Annotated in this window: 13 protein-coding genes and 2 pseudogenes; 7 read left to right on the plus strand and 8 right to left on the minus strand. The window is 44.0% G+C overall.

Annotated elements, in window-relative coordinates; genetic code table 11:
• From C7B77_RS09065 to polA, 5 genes and pseudogenes are all read left to right on the plus strand, one after another.
• Positions 1-220 (plus strand): annotated as a pseudogene (locus C7B77_RS09065) (hypothetical protein); the annotation flags it as partial.
• A gap of 66 nt (positions 221-286) precedes the next feature.
• On the plus strand, positions 287-919 hold the full coding sequence (locus C7B77_RS09070; RefSeq protein ID WP_106303117.1) for a Uma2 family endonuclease: 633 nt from the start codon (positions 287-289) through the stop codon (positions 917-919).
• A 122-nt stretch (positions 920-1041) separates the two neighbouring features.
• Complete coding sequence (locus tag C7B77_RS09075) at positions 1042-1446, plus strand: hypothetical protein (protein WP_106303120.1); 405 nt, start codon at positions 1042-1044, stop codon at positions 1444-1446.
• Positions 1447-1556: 110 nt separating this feature from the next.
• A complete protein-coding gene (locus C7B77_RS09080) occupies positions 1557-2357 on the plus strand; it encodes a hypothetical protein (RefSeq protein ID WP_146138247.1) in 801 nt (266 codons plus the stop codon).
• A 304-nt stretch (positions 2358-2661) separates the two neighbouring features.
• A complete protein-coding gene (gene polA / locus C7B77_RS09085; RefSeq protein WP_106303126.1) occupies positions 2662-5592 on the plus strand; it encodes a DNA polymerase I in 2931 nt (976 codons plus the stop codon).
• 400 nt (positions 5593-5992) lie between these two features.
• Here the strand turns inward: polA and C7B77_RS09090 are convergent, their stop codons facing one another.
• The gene (locus tag C7B77_RS09090) at positions 5993-7147 is read right to left on the minus strand and encodes a CobW family GTP-binding protein (RefSeq protein ID WP_106303129.1); all 1155 of its coding nucleotides are present in this window, start codon (positions 7145-7147) and stop codon (positions 5993-5995) included.
• Between the two features lie 242 nt (positions 7148-7389).
• On the opposite strand from C7B77_RS09090, the gene cysS reads away from it, so the two are divergent.
• A complete protein-coding gene (cysS, locus tag C7B77_RS09095; protein WP_106303132.1) occupies positions 7390-8874 on the plus strand; it encodes a cysteine--tRNA ligase in 1485 nt (494 codons plus the stop codon).
• Between the two features lie 115 nt (positions 8875-8989).
• Here the strand turns inward: cysS and C7B77_RS09100 are convergent, their stop codons facing one another.
• From C7B77_RS09100 to acnB, 7 genes and pseudogenes are all read right to left on the minus strand, one after another.
• Positions 8990-9862 carry a DNA adenine methylase gene (locus C7B77_RS09100; RefSeq protein ID WP_106303135.1) on the minus strand — a complete coding sequence of 291 codons (873 nt, stop codon included), beginning with the start codon at positions 9860-9862 and terminating at the stop codon, positions 8990-8992.
• 16 nt (positions 9863-9878) lie between these two features.
• Positions 9879-10265 (minus strand): annotated as a pseudogene (locus tag C7B77_RS09105) (type II toxin-antitoxin system VapC family toxin).
• Positions 10262-10480 carry a type II toxin-antitoxin system VapB family antitoxin gene (vapB, locus tag C7B77_RS09110; protein WP_106303138.1) on the minus strand — a complete coding sequence of 73 codons (219 nt, stop codon included), beginning with the start codon at positions 10478-10480 and terminating at the stop codon, positions 10262-10264. The pseudogene C7B77_RS09105 and the gene vapB overlap by 4 nt, the downstream one beginning before the upstream one ends.
• Before the next feature lie 21 nt (positions 10481-10501).
• Positions 10502-11113, minus strand: a complete 612-nt coding sequence (locus C7B77_RS09115) for an RES family NAD+ phosphorylase (RefSeq protein ID WP_106303142.1) — start codon at positions 11111-11113, stop codon at positions 10502-10504.
• Entirely contained in the window at positions 11094-11897 is an 804-nt protein-coding gene (locus C7B77_RS09120; RefSeq protein WP_106303145.1) for a helix-turn-helix domain-containing protein, read from the minus strand. Before C7B77_RS09120 ends, C7B77_RS09115 begins: the two co-directional genes overlap by 20 nt.
• Before the next feature lie 66 nt (positions 11898-11963).
• Positions 11964-12638, minus strand: a complete 675-nt coding sequence (locus C7B77_RS09125) for a hypothetical protein (RefSeq protein ID WP_106303147.1) — start codon at positions 12636-12638, stop codon at positions 11964-11966.
• Between the two features lie 198 nt (positions 12639-12836).
• Positions 12837-15419: a bifunctional aconitate hydratase 2/2-methylisocitrate dehydratase gene (acnB, locus tag C7B77_RS09130; RefSeq protein ID WP_106303150.1), complete on the minus strand. Its 2583-nt coding sequence runs from the start codon at positions 15417-15419 to the stop codon at positions 12837-12839.
• A 140-nt stretch (positions 15420-15559) separates the two neighbouring features.
• On the opposite strand from acnB, the gene C7B77_RS09135 reads away from it, so the two are divergent.
• Positions 15560-15982 carry a hypothetical protein gene (locus C7B77_RS09135; RefSeq protein WP_181243776.1) on the plus strand — a complete coding sequence of 141 codons (423 nt, stop codon included), beginning with the start codon at positions 15560-15562 and terminating at the stop codon, positions 15980-15982.
• Positions 15983-16010: the final 28 nt, after the last annotated feature.

A 16010-nucleotide genomic window follows, 5' to 3' on the forward strand; every position in this document is an offset into this window, starting at 1 on the left:
GTCGGGTAAGACTGTCTACGATGCAGATGTCTACGGACGGATTTATGATGCGGATAACAATAATGTCCTGCCAAATCGCGGACGCGTGGGTTTAATCGAGCAGGTACCGCCAGGAATTAATGATTTTGAGATGCGAATTACGGTGCCAGAAAGCGCGCGGCAACCACTGCAATTGAAAAAGTTCAAAGCTTCTGGTTTCGCCAGCAAAATTAGACAGTAATACCAGTTATCGCGATCGAACATATAGATCGATATTTAAACGGTCGATAGTTTTGGAGCCTAAATTATGACTACAACCTCACCGAAAACAATCCCATTACTCGAAAATGGTGACAGACTGACTCGCCATGAATTTGAACGGCGTTATACTGCCATGCCTTATCAAAAAAAAGGCGGTAATAAAGCCGAATTAATTGAAGGAATTGTATACATGGCATCACCGTTACGCTTTGAATCTCATGCCAAACCTCATAGCAATATTATTGGCTGGTTGTGGAACTATTCAATAATTACCACAGAAGAGGTAATGCTAGGCATAGAGCCAACAGTAAGGCTCGATCTGGATAATGAATATCAACCGGATGCAGTGATGTTTATTCCAGGTAGAGGGGCGAGAATTACCGAGGACGATTATATCGAAGGTTCTCCGGAACTAGTTGTCGAAATTGCTGCTAGTACTGTCTCGATCGATCTTCACGATAAGAAAGCCGCTTATCGTCGAAATGGAGTGCAAGAGTATATTGTCTGGCGCACTTTAGATCGAGAAATCGATTGGTTTAGTCTTCAAGATGGTGAATACATCCGGCTGGAACCAGGTAGAAATGGCATAATTGAAAGTCAAGTTTTTTCTGGGTTGTGGTTGGCAGTTGAAGCAATGCTATCTGGCTCGATGATGGATGTTTTGTCTGCATTGAGATAGGGATTAATAGTTTAAGTCGTTGGCTCGATCGCTGCAACCACTACCCGATCGAGTGTCTGATGTTAAAATAGATGGTATGGCAAATACATATCGAACTGGATCGACCTTAATCCTTGACTGCTATGACAGAAGAAAATGAATCTACCGATAGACTAACGCGGCTAGAACGGTTGATGGAGCAACAAATAATTAATACTGCCGAGCTATCTCAACAGATTAAAGAAGTTAGCATTCAAATTAAAGCTCAAGCAACATTTCACGCTCGATTCGAGCAATCCTTATCGGCAACGAGACAATTGATTGAATCTAATGCCAAAGCGATTGCGGCTAATAGTACGAGTATTGAAAGCGAACGTAAGGCAATTAAAGAATTGCGCCGCACTATTCGCGAGTCAAGGTTGGAAAGTATCGATCGTTATCGGGAATCTCAAGAGCGAAGTAATTCACTTTATGATACTCTGGAAGATTTGCAAGAAGATATCAAAGAAATTGGACGTAAGATCGATCGACAAAATCCTCCTGACTAAAGATTTTATCTAGCTTTGTGCGATCGCTATCTAATTCATCGCTCTATGTATGTTTAGTTCATGAGCAGTATATAAAAGGTTGCGTCATGATTAATTCTCGATTAGTTCGAGTGAACGAAGAAGACTTTGCAGTCACATTTAGTGGAAAAGCTTGGCAGGCTTGCGAGAAAATAGATAGTGTGGATGGAACTATCGAAATGGAAGCTTGTTCTATTCAAAGACCAAATCTGAAATTTTTAGGTCTGATTCATGGTCATCTATCGCGTGTATCTCCGAACGGTCTTTTTGCCGTTAAGGTTAGTCTGAGTCAGGTAATCGAGATAATAGAAGATGCAATGTACGAATGGTCAGAGGAAGAGGTGTTGGAATCTTCAGATATTTACCATCCAAAGTTCTATCGTATTAAAGATGCGCGGTGGCGAATGAAAGATTGTTCTGTAGCAGAAACTCATGCATCGGAATATGCTGGAGGTGCTAGAGATATATTAGAAACCGAACTTAAACTTGGTAGCAGTCAAGGGATGCAAGACTGGCCGCTCGAAGTTTCAAATCGTAGTCGAGTTGAAGAATTTTGTAATTTTTACGACCGGAAAATCGATTCTTCTGTTAAGTTTGATATTATGCAGCTTGCCTTGTTTTCCTACGACGATTATCTTAGATATTCAATATTTTCCGATCGTAAACCGACACAACTGGATAATACTCTCTCGAAATGGTTCGATTGCACGCTACGTTGCGATTTTGCCTTGCATGGTAACACAATTGCATATTGGGCGACACTAGATCGAGAGAGTAACGATCCTGAATTTAGTCTAACTGACCCCCAATTTGTCTTCGCAATTTCTGGAAAACTCCGTCGTATCTGGAATGATTCACAAATTCCCATCGATGTTTATTGGGATGCGCTTTAATACATATAAATAATACGATCGGACATGAGATTATCTATCTACTTATTCAATTTTGTATTAAATACAAGTCTGTAAGGGCGGGTTTATGCAAACAATTATGAATCGATTCTAGAAACTTCAACAAAACCCGCCCAACCCCACCAGCATGTCTAGATCGATTAGATATTCTTAGACGATCGCACGCAATCCATTATCGCTGGGGAGGGCGGGTTTGATTTAGCTCTTTAGAATTATCCATAGGTCATAGCATAAACCCGCACCTACAGATTGTGTATAATTTAATTAGGTTAATCTACTCGATCGTATGTCTCTAACGCCCTTATTAATCCTCGTCGATGGTCATTCTTTGGCTTACCGTTCTTACTTTGCATACGCCAAAAGTAAGAGTGGTGGCTTGACGACTTCGACGGGAGTACCGACGAGTATTTGTTTTGGATTTGTTAAGGCTTTAGTCGAGATTATTAATAGTCAAAAGCCGGATTCGATGGCGATCGCATTCGACTTACGCGCGCCGACATTCAGACATGAAGCTGACGATAATTATAAGGCCGATCGAGTGGAAACGCCGGAAGATTTCACGATCGATATTCAGAATTTATATGGGTTATTAACGGCGTTAAATTTACCGACGATTACGGCGGTGGGATTTGAGGCGGATGATGTCTTGGGGACGCTGGCGGGGAGAGCTAGCCGCGAGGGTTATCGGGTGAAGATCTTATCTGGCGATAAGGATATGTTTCAACTGGTGAGCGATCGCGATCGAGTCAGCGTGTTGTATCTATCTTCAGCTTACTCGCAAAGTGGGGCATCTGTAACAGAGATGAACGAGCAAGCGGTGCTCGATAAAATGGGTGTGACTGCGGCGCAGATTATTGACTATAAGGCTTTGTGCGGAGATAAGTCGGATAGTATTCCTGGGGTGCGGGGGATTGGCGATAAGACGGCTGTAAAGTTGTTGAATGATTTTGGGGATCTTCAGACTATTTACGATCGCGTAGAAGAGATTCCAGGTGCGAATGGGAAGAAGCTAGTTGCGGGAAAGGATGATGCAATGCACTCCCAATATTTAGCAAAAATTATTACCGACGTACCGCTGGAAATTGAGTTACCAGAGACGAAATTAACTGGGTTCAATTTTGGGCAGGTGCAGCCAATCTTGCAAACATTAGAACTGCATCGATTTAGTAAAGATATCGAGAAGCTGCAAGAAGCTTTTGGTGGTGCGGCGGCTCCCGATCCTGAGAGCATTAATAGTCCCCACGAGCCAGTACGCGAGATCGTAAGTCCAGGTGGTTCCGTTGTCATTCATGATGATGGTGGTGACGACTTGTGGTTTTTTAGTGCTGAAGATACGGATAAATTTCAACTCAGTCGGCAATCGCCAATTCAGCCACAAATTATCGATACTGTCGCTAAATTACAAGCTTTGATTGCCAATCTTCAGCAACATACAGATCCAAATCGTCCCGTTGCTTGGGATACGGAAACTACCGATTTAGAACCGCGCAATGCGGAATTAGTTGGGATTGGTTGTTGTTGGGGTGCAGAACCCGACAGGATGGCTTATATTCCCGTCGGACACGAATCGGGCGATAATTTAGAACTAGAATTAGTCCTGACAAATCTCAAACCGATCCTTGAATCTGCAACATATCCGAAGGTATTGCAGAATGCAAAATTCGATCGATTGGTATTTAAAAACCAAGGCATCGATCTTCAAGGCGTTGTCTTCGATACTATGTTGGCGAGCTACGTCTTAAATCCCGACAGCAGCCACAACCTCACCGATTTATCCAGTCGCTATTTGAGCATCGTCCCCCAGAGTTACGATGACTTAGTGCCAAAAGGAAAGACTATCGCCAATATTAGCATCCCCGCAGTCGCCGAATATTGCGGGATGGATGTTTGGGGTACCTACCGCCTGTACGATCTCCTTAAAGCCGAATTAGCCGCCGCACCGAAATTACTCGCACTGTTGCAAGAAATCGAATTACCCCTCGAACCCATTCTCGCCGCGATGGAAGATCGGGGGATTAATATCGATGCTGAATACTTGCAAAAACTCTCATTAGTATTAGCCGAAGACTTAGCCAAAATTGAGGAACAAACCTACGCCCTCGCAGGCGAAAAATTTAATCTCGGTTCGCCAAAACAACTCGCGCAAATCCTGTTTGACAAACTCCAATTAGATACCAAAGGTATCCGCAAAACTCAATCCGGCTACTCTACTGATGTCAATACCCTCGAAAAATTGCAAGGCAAGCATGAAGTCGTCGATCTGATTTTACAACACCGAACTTTCTCTAAACTCAAATCTACATATGTAGATGCTCTCCCCGCTTTAATTCACCCCAAAACAGGCAGAGTTCACACCGATTTCAATCAAGCAGTCACCAGCACTGGGCGACTTTCATCATCCAATCCCAACCTCCAAAATATCCCGATTCGTACCGAATTTAGCCGCCAAATTCGGCGTGCATTTATCCCCGCACCTGGTTGGATACTCGCCGCAGTTGACTACTCCCAAATCGAACTCCGCATCCTCGCTCACCTGAGCAAGGAACCCGTTTTAATTACTGCTTATAACCAAAACGAAGATATCCATACCGTCACTGCCAAACTATTGTTTGAAAGCGATACCGTTACCAGCGAACAACGTCGCATGGGTAAGATCATCAACTTCGGCGTAGTTTATGGCATGGGTGCGGCTAAATTCGGACGAGAAACTGGTGTAAAAACTAGCGAGGCTAAAATCTTCATCGATAAGTTTTACGATCGCTATCCAGGCATTTTCGACTATTTAGAGCGAGTGAAACGGGAAGCGATCGCATTAGGATATGTAGAAACTGTCTGCGGACGGCGGCGATATTTCCGATTTGAAAGTGGTAAACTGCGCGGTTTAAAAGGTAGCGATCCTAACTCGATCGATCTGGATAATCTCGGCAATCTGGGACAAGTAGATGCGGGACATCTACGCGCAGCAGCAAATGCCCCAATTCAGGGTTCGAGTGCGGACATTATTAAGTTGGCGATGATAAAAATCGATAAGTTATTAGAGCAATATCAAGCGAAGATGTTGTTGCAAGTTCATGATGAATTAGTGTTGGAAATTCCGCAGGATGAGTGGGAAGAGTTGCAGCCGAAGATTAAGGCGACGATGGAGGGTGCGATCGATCTGAGTGTGCCGATGGTAGCAGAGATTGGAAGTGGGGCTAATTGGATGGATGCGAAATAATATAAATGGAAATTTTTTAATAATTACATCATTTATCACCATAATTAAAATTTGCATGTCAACCTACAGATCTGTGTAGGTTGACATGCGATCGATTATTTTTGGGGAGGGCGGGTTTGAATGAAATATTTAGTACAGACGATATCGATCTCATAAACCCGCCCCTACAGATCCTGGATGATTTTTATCGATTTGAGTTCAAATTTGGATAATGATAATTTAATTTGGTTTCGATCGATCGAAGTAGGCTCGATTGCATGTGAGCCATAAATTCGATCGACTTTAAGTACCAACAAAAAATGGTGGTTCTTGACCACCATTGCAAAATTTTAGAGAATGAGAATGAGAAATAATTGACTCGTTGTCATATATAAGAGGCTATTTATTTTAACCCTAAATTCTATCTACCAAAGCCTTTACCAGCAGTTTTTTTAGCAGTAGTCAAACATTTCTCTAACTGCTCGATAATCTTATCTCGATCGAGATCTTGGCCGATGAGCACAAACTTAGTTTGAGGTTGACCTTTCCACTGTTCGTCATCGATCGAGAAGCGTTTGCCACAAAGGTGGAAGACATGACATTTATCGCTTTCCTCGAACCATAAAAATCCTTTGGCACGGAAGATATTTACAGTTAATTGCTTATCTAAGAAATGCTGAAACTTCCGTAACATAAATGGTCGATCGCTCACAAATGATAATGAGGTAAAACCATCATTTTCTAGATGATGTGAATGGTCGTGATGATGGTCGTGTCCGTGGTGGTCGTGTTCGCATTTACCATGATCGTGGTCGCAATTGGTATGGTCTTCCGCATGTGCGTGGTCGTGTGCATGGTCGTGCGCGTGGTCGTGTGCGTGGTCATGATGATGTTCGTCATGACTATCTGGTGCATCCAGATATTTATCCGACTCAAATAAACCTACGCTTAGAATCATTGGTAATGAAACTTGAGACTTTTTAGTCCGAATGATTCTCGCGCCTTCTTTCATATCGCGCAGGCGGACTTCTAATAAATCTACATCTGCTTCATCGACGAGATCGGTCTTGTTGAGGAGAATGATATCGCCATAAGTAATCTGACTTTGGGCAGCTTCGCTATTAAATAAATCGAGACTAAAATTAGCCGCATCGACCAATGTAATAATCGAATCGAGTCTGGTAATATCGCGCAACTCCGTACCCAAAAAAGTCAGTGCAACTGGCAAAGGATCGGCCAAACCTGTAGTTTCAACAACTAAATAATCGATCTGTTCCGATCGATCCAATACTTTATGCACAGCTTTGACCAAATCTTCATTAATCGTGCAGCAAATACAACCATTATTTAGCTCCACCATATCTTCGCCTGTCGCGACGATCAGCTCGTTATCGATGCCGATTTCGCCAAACTCATTGACGAGCACGGCAGTTTTGATGCCTTGCTGATTTTGGAGGATATGATTGAGTAGAGTAGTCTTGCCACTACCGAGGAATCCCGTAATGATCGTTACAGGTACTAGCTTCTGGTCTACATCAATGATTTCGAGAGTTGAAGCGATCGGAGTTGATGTCATAAAAATACATGGTGAGATGATACAGAAATTCGCAGTCAATAGATGGCAAACTTATAATATAGCCATAGCCTTTCGCTGTTTAGTCGCCTTTTCCTGGGAAAATCGACAAAGAATATTTTCTTGTTTGCGCGAACCTGCTCTTGAGAAGATCGCCAGCCATTAGCTATTTTAACCTTTATTTAGGCGTTGATTCTTACAGCTCCCGCCTCTTACACTCCCAACTCCCAACTCCCAACTCCTCTATGAGCATAACCATATACAACACCCTCTCCAGAACCAAAGAGCCGTTCCAAACCTTGACACCAAACCAGGTAAAAATGTACTGCTGCGGGGTGACTGTATACGATTACTGCCATCTCGGTCACGCTCGATCGTATATCGTCTGGGATACCGTCCGTCGCTATCTGCAATGGCGCGGCTATGAAGTTGAATACGTCCAAAATTTCACCGATATCGATGACAAGATTCTCAAACGCGCCGATATCGAGCAAAGTTCGATGACAGCAGTCGCCGAAAAGTATACCGATGCCTACTTTGAAGATCTCCATCGCCTGAATGTCCGCGACGCCGATAGCTATCCTCTCGCTACCAAACACATCCAAGAAATTCAAGATCTAATTAGCGATCTCGAACGCAAAGGCTTTGCCTACGCTGTAGACGGCGACGTTTACTTCCGCGTCCGCAAAGATGACGACTATGGCAAACTTTCCAAACGCCACCTCGACGATCTCCGTGCGGGCGCAGGCGAACGTGTCGAAGCCGCAGACCCCGACCAACTTAAAAAAGAAGATCCCTTCGATTTTGCCCTCTGGAAGGCCGCAAAACCAGGCGAACCCTTTTGGGAATCCCCCTGGGGCAATGGTCGCCCAGGGTGGCATATAGAATGCTCTGCGATGATCCAAAAACAGTTGGGTGAAACGATCGATATTCATTGCGGCGGTGGCGATCTTGTGTTCCCCCATCATGAAAACGAAATCGCCCAATCGGAATGCGCTCACGATCGACCATTATCCACCTACTGGATGCACAATGGGATGGTCAAACTCAGCGGTGAAAAAATGTCCAAATCCTTGGGCAACTTTATCACGATCCGCAAATTACTCGACGATTATCGCGATGCAAATGACAACCAAATCGATCCGATGACGGTACGATTATTCGTCCTCACGGCGCAATATCGCAAACCGATGGATTTTAGCGATGCTTCGATTACCGCAGCCGGACAAAGCTGGCAGACAATTAAAGATGGCTTGTTATTTGGTTATGAATACGGCCAAGAATTAGGCTGGGATAATTTAGATTCTACGCGATCGATACAATCTACGACCACCGAAGAAGTAGACAGATTTCGGACAGCAGTAGACGATGATTTTAACTTTGCTGAAGGTTTAGTTATCTTGTTTGAACTTGCCAAAGAACTGCGAAAAGTGGGTAATATTATCGCCCACGACAGCGAACAAACAGTAGATCCCAATCTACTCAAAGACAAGTGGCAAACATTAATTGAATTAGCCGGAGTATTAGGTTTGGAAGTCAATCCCGATGAATTAAAAGTACCAACTAGCGGCTTGAGCGACGAGCAGATCGAATCATTACTAGCCGAACGTCAAATCGCCAGAGCGAATAAAGATTTCGCCACCAGCGATCGCATCCGCGCTCAATTAACAGAAGAGAAGATTGTCGTAATTGATAAAGCAGGCGTTCCTAGCACTTGGTATCGAGGATAATCGATATACTATCCTCTACCATATTTGCGATCGACAGCGGTATGGTAGAAGCGAATATTGCGACAAATTAATTCTATTCTTTGGCGAACATTTTCATTAGTGACAATCGAATTCCCTATGTCAGTGTTGGCTCTTTGGAGGGCGATTGCGAGGATTTCTGGTGGTGTGTCCATTCTATTTCCTTCGGTGGTTCGTAGTTCATCCACAGTACTTCAGTCCGTGCTGATTTGACCGAATGACACATTTTTGCGGGAGCTTCAACGATATACCAGTCACTATATAATTCATCCATCAAATCGCAATGGTAGCTCGATAAAGCAACTTTCCCTTGGACATTCCTAAGTACTGCGGCGAGTTCTCGATGCTCTGTATCGGTCATTTCATGGGCGTATGCTTTGGAATCACCCCTCGCACCGTGTGGGTAGGGTGGGTCGCAGTAGAATAGCGTATCTGCACTATCGTATCGTTTAATGACTTCGATCGCGGGTGCATTCTCGATTTGAACGCGCAATAGTCTTTGAGCGATGAGTGATAAATCGTCGATACTACCGAGCCAGCGAGACACGGCTCCTGACATGCCAGCGCGACTGGTTAATAGGCAATGCGCCCAACGTCCCGCGCTGGATGTTTGAGCGAGTCCGGTTCGGACTTGTCTAGCACAGACGAAAAAACGCCGAGCGCGTTCTAGTTCGGTGATTCCTTCTGTCTGGCGTTGGCTGGCTAATCCTAGTTCCTCACGCGAGAAGGGTGTTAAACCGATGGCTTCAATCAGTAGCTCTTTTTGGTCGCGGAGGACGCGAAAAAAATTCACGACTTCGCTGTGGATATCGTTGTAAGTTTCAACTGGAGATGGAGGGCGATTGATGATGACAGCAGCGGAGCCACCAAACACGTCGCAAAAATGCTGTGATGGTGGTAGTAGGGGTAAGAGCCAGTCGAGGTGGCTATATTTCCCGCCATACCAGCCAAATGCGATCGATTTACCCATAGTCTCTAGTTTAGATTTATTCCCATCGTAGTTGAATTGGGTATGCAGTGAAAGCAGCATCACAGCTAACTAAAGTGAGAGAATTATTAATGGCTTGAGCGATGAGAATCCTGTCGAATGGATCGCGATGATGAAGCGGTAGATTCATGACCCGAACTGTATCGGCGAAAGAAATTGGTAGTAGCTCGATTCCAGCAGGTTCTAGACTAGCTTCGATCGATTCATAGTTCGATCGAAGTGATAACTTACCGATGCTTAATTTAATCGCAATTTCCCATAAACTAGCAATACTAATATAAACTCGATCGGCAGTTTCAATTTCTAGTTTTATCGGTTCGGGTAACTTAGAGTCATTCTCTGATTACCAGATGAAAGCATGAGTGTCTAAAAGTAGATTAGTCACTCCATATACTCCCGAAAATCTTCTAGTGGCTCATTAAAGTCCTCAGCTAGTGGCAAAGCAAATGTGCCCTTTAGAAAGCCTGCTTGCCGCTTTTTCTGTGGTTGAGAAGTACTTTTAGTGTGAGCTTCTAGCAAAAATTGTGTGTAGTGAAGAACTTCTTTCTGAAGCGATTCGGGTAGTTTATTTAGATATTCTAAGATTGTGGCTTCTATCATTGGAGAACCTCAGTCTGCTTTTTATATCAAAGTATAGTCGTAACATTCTAAGATTTTTGCTAGTAACTGTTGATTACATTCTAGTAAGTTACCTAAGTTCTGTTCTTGTAACTCATTTTTACAACGATCGAAGATTCCAAAACAATAGCGTCCGTCATCGTGACGAGAGCGATATCTAATACCATCTACTTGTTGAGGATGATCGTGAATCGCTTGCGCCCATTGTCTCGCAACAGTATAAGAGCCAGATGCTAACCTTGAATCGGCTCTCAACTTGGATAAACCGCTTCCGGTCACATCTGCAAATGATAAGGAACGCTGACTATCGATCTCAAATAAAGTTCTTTGCATCAGTGTTTGCTCGGATACACTCTTAGCTTCGCGCTGTCTACCATAACATTCGATCCAACTAACATGAATGTCATCACCCACGTACAAAATACCATAGCTCTGCGTAGCTCCATCAAACCGCCCCTTTCCAGATCGATCGAAATATAAACTAGAAGGTTTATCTCTAGCATTAAGTCGATACCAAGTTCCCTTACTATGAATAATTGGTAGATCTCTATTATTGAAATCTTCTGGTGGTGGCGGATGAGGAATTAGCGGATCTTCAGGCTGGATTTGGTTCACCGTAGCAAGCAGCAGCGACAACTACCGCATCGATATCTCCAGCAATTAGGCATTCTAGAGGAGTACGATTACTTAATCGCAGATCTCCAGTCTTCATAAACATTAATTGTGTCCAAGAATCAAATTTAGCTAGTACAGATAATACTCGATCGAGTCCAGTTAGAACACTTGCACCTTGAAATTGCCAGTGTGGATAAAAACAAGCTTCTTTTCCTAGGGAGACAGCTAAAAGTTTTCCCTGACAACGCATTTGCTCTACTGCCTGTTTGGAGACATGTAATAGCTTAGCCACCTCTTCTACTTGCAAAGGTTTTCCATCACTGTACAGTAGTTGTTGTTTAACTCTCATCCCCTTAAGTCGCGCTAGTAATAAGGGATCGTTAGGGGCAAGTTCGGCTAATATTTCAGGCTCAGTTAAAGCTGCAATTATTCTATCTAGAATAACAGATTGCCGATCTATAGTGGCTTGACTGTTCCCTAAAGCCTTAATTACATTGGCGATATCTTGAAACAAGCGAAGTTTTGTGGTTTTTTCTTGTTCTTGAATAGTATGTTTTACTAGTTTATCCCTTTGACCAAATATTTTCTGCGAATCTAATATGTTTCTAGAGTCTATGTATTCATTTAAAAGCTTTTCATGATTAGAATCAGTATTTTTATAACCTGTTTTTCCTTTAAATCCAGTAACATTAGGAGTCTTTGGAAAGTTACTTATTTTTCCTTTAGGCAGCAATTTTACGTCCTTGCCTACGGAGGAACGATTATCTCTTCTTTCTTTCAACATTATTTACAAAATGTTATCTTCAATTATGAATGTAATTAATTTAAGCAAGAATTGTTTAATAATACTTTACACGCAATGTATATCAGATTTTGCAAACATCGATCTGATAGTTGTCTCCTTGATGATTGCTCTCTGTATCTCCTCTCCAATTTGTTCTAAATCCGAATAATCTAAACCAATAAATAATTCGTTTGGGCCATCCAAGCCAACATACATTATTTTTAGCATATGTATGATGCCCATTCCAACCGGATTCACTGTCGTGTCTACGCCAAATATAGGACGAACGTCAGTGAAAACACGACAATCATTGAAAACACATTTGTGATCTTTAAGAATTACCATTGCTTTGTATGAAGCAGCAATAGTTCCATTGTCGTCCAATAAAGAATTTAATCTTAGTGATATTTTCTGTGATTCCTCTAGAGAAATTTCTGAAGATAATTCCTCATCTTCTTTAATTGATTGAGTTATCTGCGTTATGATTTCATCGATAGAGATATCCGATCTTTCAGAGAGATTATATATTGAAAATAATAGTTCCAACAAATTATCTGCTACTTCTTTATCCAAACATGGATTTAGATTGAGAACTATATTTGCTAATCGCTCGTTATCTAATAGAGGAGGGATAGATTTGAGTGACTCTATCAAAGATGTTGACTCTTCTTCTTTAAGAGTTCCAATAGTGATTAAAGCTAAATGATAGTCATCTAGCCACTGGTCAATCAATGGGTTCATAAAATGCAGGATTTTTATTATAGCACTGTTTGTACTAGTACGCAAAGACCTATTAACGCCGATTATACTGCACTGTTAGCGTTACAGACAATTGGTATTCTTCTCTATCTCACATATCACAATGGATCTTAATGTTCTCACAAGGGTGTTTCAATAAAGGTATGCAGGAATGCATACCTTTATCCATTATGCCCAGATTTAGACTTCGGCTAGCTTTCTGACATCATCCACCGAGACAGTTCGACCTTCATCTTCAAAACCAGAAATCTGGTCGAAATTCAGATAACGATACAGATCTCCGGCAAACGGATTAATTTTCTTACTCATCAAATCCAGATATTCCGGTACCGTGGGAATCCGTCCTAACAGCGAACAAACAGCCGCTAACTCTGCCGAACCGAGATAGACTTGGGCACCTTTACCCATCCGGTTATTAAAATTGCGGGTGGATGTCGAGAATACCGTAGCATTATCTGCGGTGCGGGCTTGATTGCCCATACACAGACTGCATCCGGGCATTTCTGTCCGTGCGCCTGCGGCATCGAAGATGGCGTACATGCCTTCGGCTTTGAGTTGGGATTCGTCCATGCGGGTGGGGGGACAAATCCACAACTGGGTGGTGACTGCGGGTTCGCCGTCGAGGACTTTGGCGGTGGCGCGGTAGTGACCGATATTCGTCATGCAGGAGCCGACGAAGACTTCATCGATTTTATCGCCAGCGACTTCGCTTAGGAGTTTGATGTTGTCAGGGTCGTTGGGGGCGGCGACGATCGGTTCGGTAATCGTATTAAGATCGATCTCGATGATTTCCGCATATTCGGCATCCGCATCGGCAGACATCAGCACGGGATTGGCGAGCCAAGCTTCCATCTGGGCGACGCGGCGTAAAATCGTCCGCGCATCACCATAACCGCGTGCGACCATGTTTTTGAGCAGGGCGACGTTGGAGCGGATGTATTCGGTGACGGTAGCTTCGCTGAGTTTAATCGTCGAGCCAGCGCAGGAACGTTCGGCGGTCGCGTCGGTGAGTTCAAAGGCTTGTTCGACTTTGAGGTCGGGTAATCCTTCGATTTCCATAATCCGCCCAGAGAAGACGTTGAGTTTGTTCTGTTTGTCGTTGGTGAGCAACCCTTTTTGCATCGCGACGTAGGGAATCGCATTGACAATATCGCGGAGGGTGACTCCAGGCTGGAGTTCGCCAGTGAAGCGCACTAATACGGATTCGGGCATATCTAAAGGCATCGCACCCAGAGCGGCGGCGAAGGCGACTAAACCGGAGCCTGCGGGGAATGAAATGCCCAGGGGGAAGCGGGTGTGGGAGTCGCCGCCTGTGCCGACGGTATCGGGGAGGAGCATTCGATTTAGCCAGGAGTGGATGATGCCGTCGCCAGGGCGGAGGGCTACGCCGCCGCGTTGGGCGAAGAAGTCGGGTAATTCCTCGTGGGTTTTGATGTCTACTGGTTTGGGATAGGCGGCGGTATGACAGAAGCTCTGCATCACTAAATCGGCACTGAAACCGAGACAGGCGAGTTCTTTGAGTTCGTCGCGAGTCATCGGCCCCGTGGTATCTTGGGAACCAACGGTGGTCATTAAGGGTTCGCAGGACATGCCAGGGCGCACGCCAGGTAATCCGCAGGCTTTGCCGACCATTTTTTGGGCGAGGGTGTAACCTTTGCCTGTATCGGTGGGTTGAGTGGGACGGGTAAAGATGGTGCTGGGGGGTAATCCCAAGGCGATGCGGGTTTTGTCTGTGAGGGTGCGCCCGATGAGCAGGGGAATTCTACCGCCAGCGCGGACTTCATCGAGGATGGTGTCGGGTTTGAGGTTGAAGGTGGAGAGGGTTTCGCCGGATTCGTTGGTGATTTTGCCAGCGTAGGGATGGATGGTAATCACCATGCCAGTTTCGAGCATGGTAATATCACACTCGATCGGTAAACTCCCCGAATCTTCGGCAGTATTAAAGAAAATCGGCGCGATTTTACTACCCAAAACATAACCACCCGTGCGCTTATTCGGCACGCAAGGAATATCCGCGCCGATGTGCCAGAGGACGGAATTAATCGCCGATTTGCGCGAGGAACCCGTACCGATAACATCGCCGACGTAGGCGAGGGGGTGTCCTTTCTGTTTCAATTCGGCAATGGTTGTTAAACTCCCAGGTTGGCGAGTTTCCAGCATCGCCAGGGCATGAAGGGGAATATCGGGGCGACTGGTAGCTTCAGTGGCAGGGGATAAGTCGTCGGTGTTGGTTTCGCCGGGAACTTTAAAGACGGTAACGGTAATGGTTTCGGGTAATGTAGGGCGCGAGGTAAACCACTCAGCATTCGCCCAGGAGTCGATAACTTGTTTGGCGTAGGGATTAGTTTGGGAGAGTTCCCAGACATCGTTAAATGCGTCGTAAACGAGGACGATTTTACTTAGTGCTTTGACTGCGGCAGTAGCCAGTTCGGGATTATCAGATTGGAGTAAGTCAATGAGAGATCGAACGTTATAACCACCTAACATTGTACCTAATAACTCGATCGACTCGATCTTATTAATCAGCGGACTGGTAATTTTAACTGTAACGATCCCAGTCAGGAAGCCAGCTTTGACATAAGCAGCCGGATCTACTCCAGGTGGAACCCTGTCTCGCAATAATGCAATTAGGTTAGCCTCTTCACCCGCTGGTGGATGTTGTAATAGTTCGCAGAGGGCACTGGTTTGTTCGGCATCGAGCGGTAATGGGGGAATGCCCAATGCGGCTCGATCGGCTGTATGCTGGCGATATGCTTCTAACATCTTAAAATATAAGTCTATATATAGATTTCTCTATTTTAATAGGTGGCGGTTACTGGTGAGTGTTTGAGGCGATCGTTTTTTCGAGAGAAATATACATACGGGATAAGGTTGTTTGTTGGGTTTCAGAATAAAATCTAAATATGGAATGTATTCATACAATTTTTGGAAAGAGCTACCTAAAACCTAACTATTTTTCAATCAGCGCAGATAGTAGAACCTTAATCAGCAATGCCCATAGTTTGGAATCTGGCGAAAAACAGTACGAAACTGTAAAATTTTGGGATTTGGTGACAGGTCAATTAGTCAGAACAGTTGATTTTAGACACGATCGTGTTAGCGTTACTGCCTATGAAAAATGGCTTGTGGGGATTGTCTACAATGCAGATGTGATTATCAGATTAAACCTCGCAACAAATGAGATAGATTTTATTCTCGATGCGGCACCAAGCTCTTTATACAATCAAAAGAGTAACGTTACTCCACTTACTGCAAGTCTGTATGAGCCAATTATTGCGGCTCTTCATTACTTAGTATGCAAAACTAATAATTGTAATGCCAATTAAGCAGGCATCTATTTCTGAAGTTATCGAA

It is taken from the genome of Chamaesiphon polymorphus CCALA 037 (genome assembly GCF_003003845.1).
GTDB classification, from domain to species: domain Bacteria; phylum Cyanobacteriota; class Cyanobacteriia; order Cyanobacteriales; family Chamaesiphonaceae; genus Chamaesiphon; species Chamaesiphon polymorphus.

Coding starts and splice junctions, on each gene's coding strand:
- C7B77_RS09070 (WP_106303117.1), top strand. CDS start 287: ATGACTACAACCTCACCGAAAACAATCCCATTACTCGAAAATGGTGAC.
- C7B77_RS09075 (WP_106303120.1), top strand. CDS start 1,042: ATGACAGAAGAAAATGAATCTACCGATAGACTAACGCGGCTAGAACGG.
- polA (WP_106303126.1), top strand. CDS start 2,662: ATGTCTCTAACGCCCTTATTAATCCTCGTCGATGGTCATTCTTTGGCT.
- C7B77_RS09090 (WP_106303129.1), bottom strand. CDS start 7,147: ATGACATCAACTCCGATCGCTTCAACTCTCGAAATCATTGATGTAGAC.
- cysS (WP_106303132.1), top strand. CDS start 7,390: ATGAGCATAACCATATACAACACCCTCTCCAGAACCAAAGAGCCGTTC.
- C7B77_RS09100 (WP_106303135.1), bottom strand. CDS start 9,862: ATGGGTAAATCGATCGCATTTGGCTGGTATGGCGGGAAATATAGCCAC.
- vapB (WP_106303138.1), bottom strand. CDS start 10,480: ATGATAGAAGCCACAATCTTAGAATATCTAAATAAACTACCCGAATCG.
- C7B77_RS09120 (WP_106303145.1), bottom strand. CDS start 11,897: ATGTTGAAAGAAAGAAGAGATAATCGTTCCTCCGTAGGCAAGGACGTA.
- C7B77_RS09125 (WP_106303147.1), bottom strand. CDS start 12,638: ATGAACCCATTGATTGACCAGTGGCTAGATGACTATCATTTAGCTTTA.
- acnB (WP_106303150.1), bottom strand. CDS start 15,419: ATGTTAGAAGCATATCGCCAGCATACAGCCGATCGAGCCGCATTGGGC.
- C7B77_RS09135 (WP_181243776.1), top strand. CDS start 15,560: ATGGAATGTATTCATACAATTTTTGGAAAGAGCTACCTAAAACCTAAC.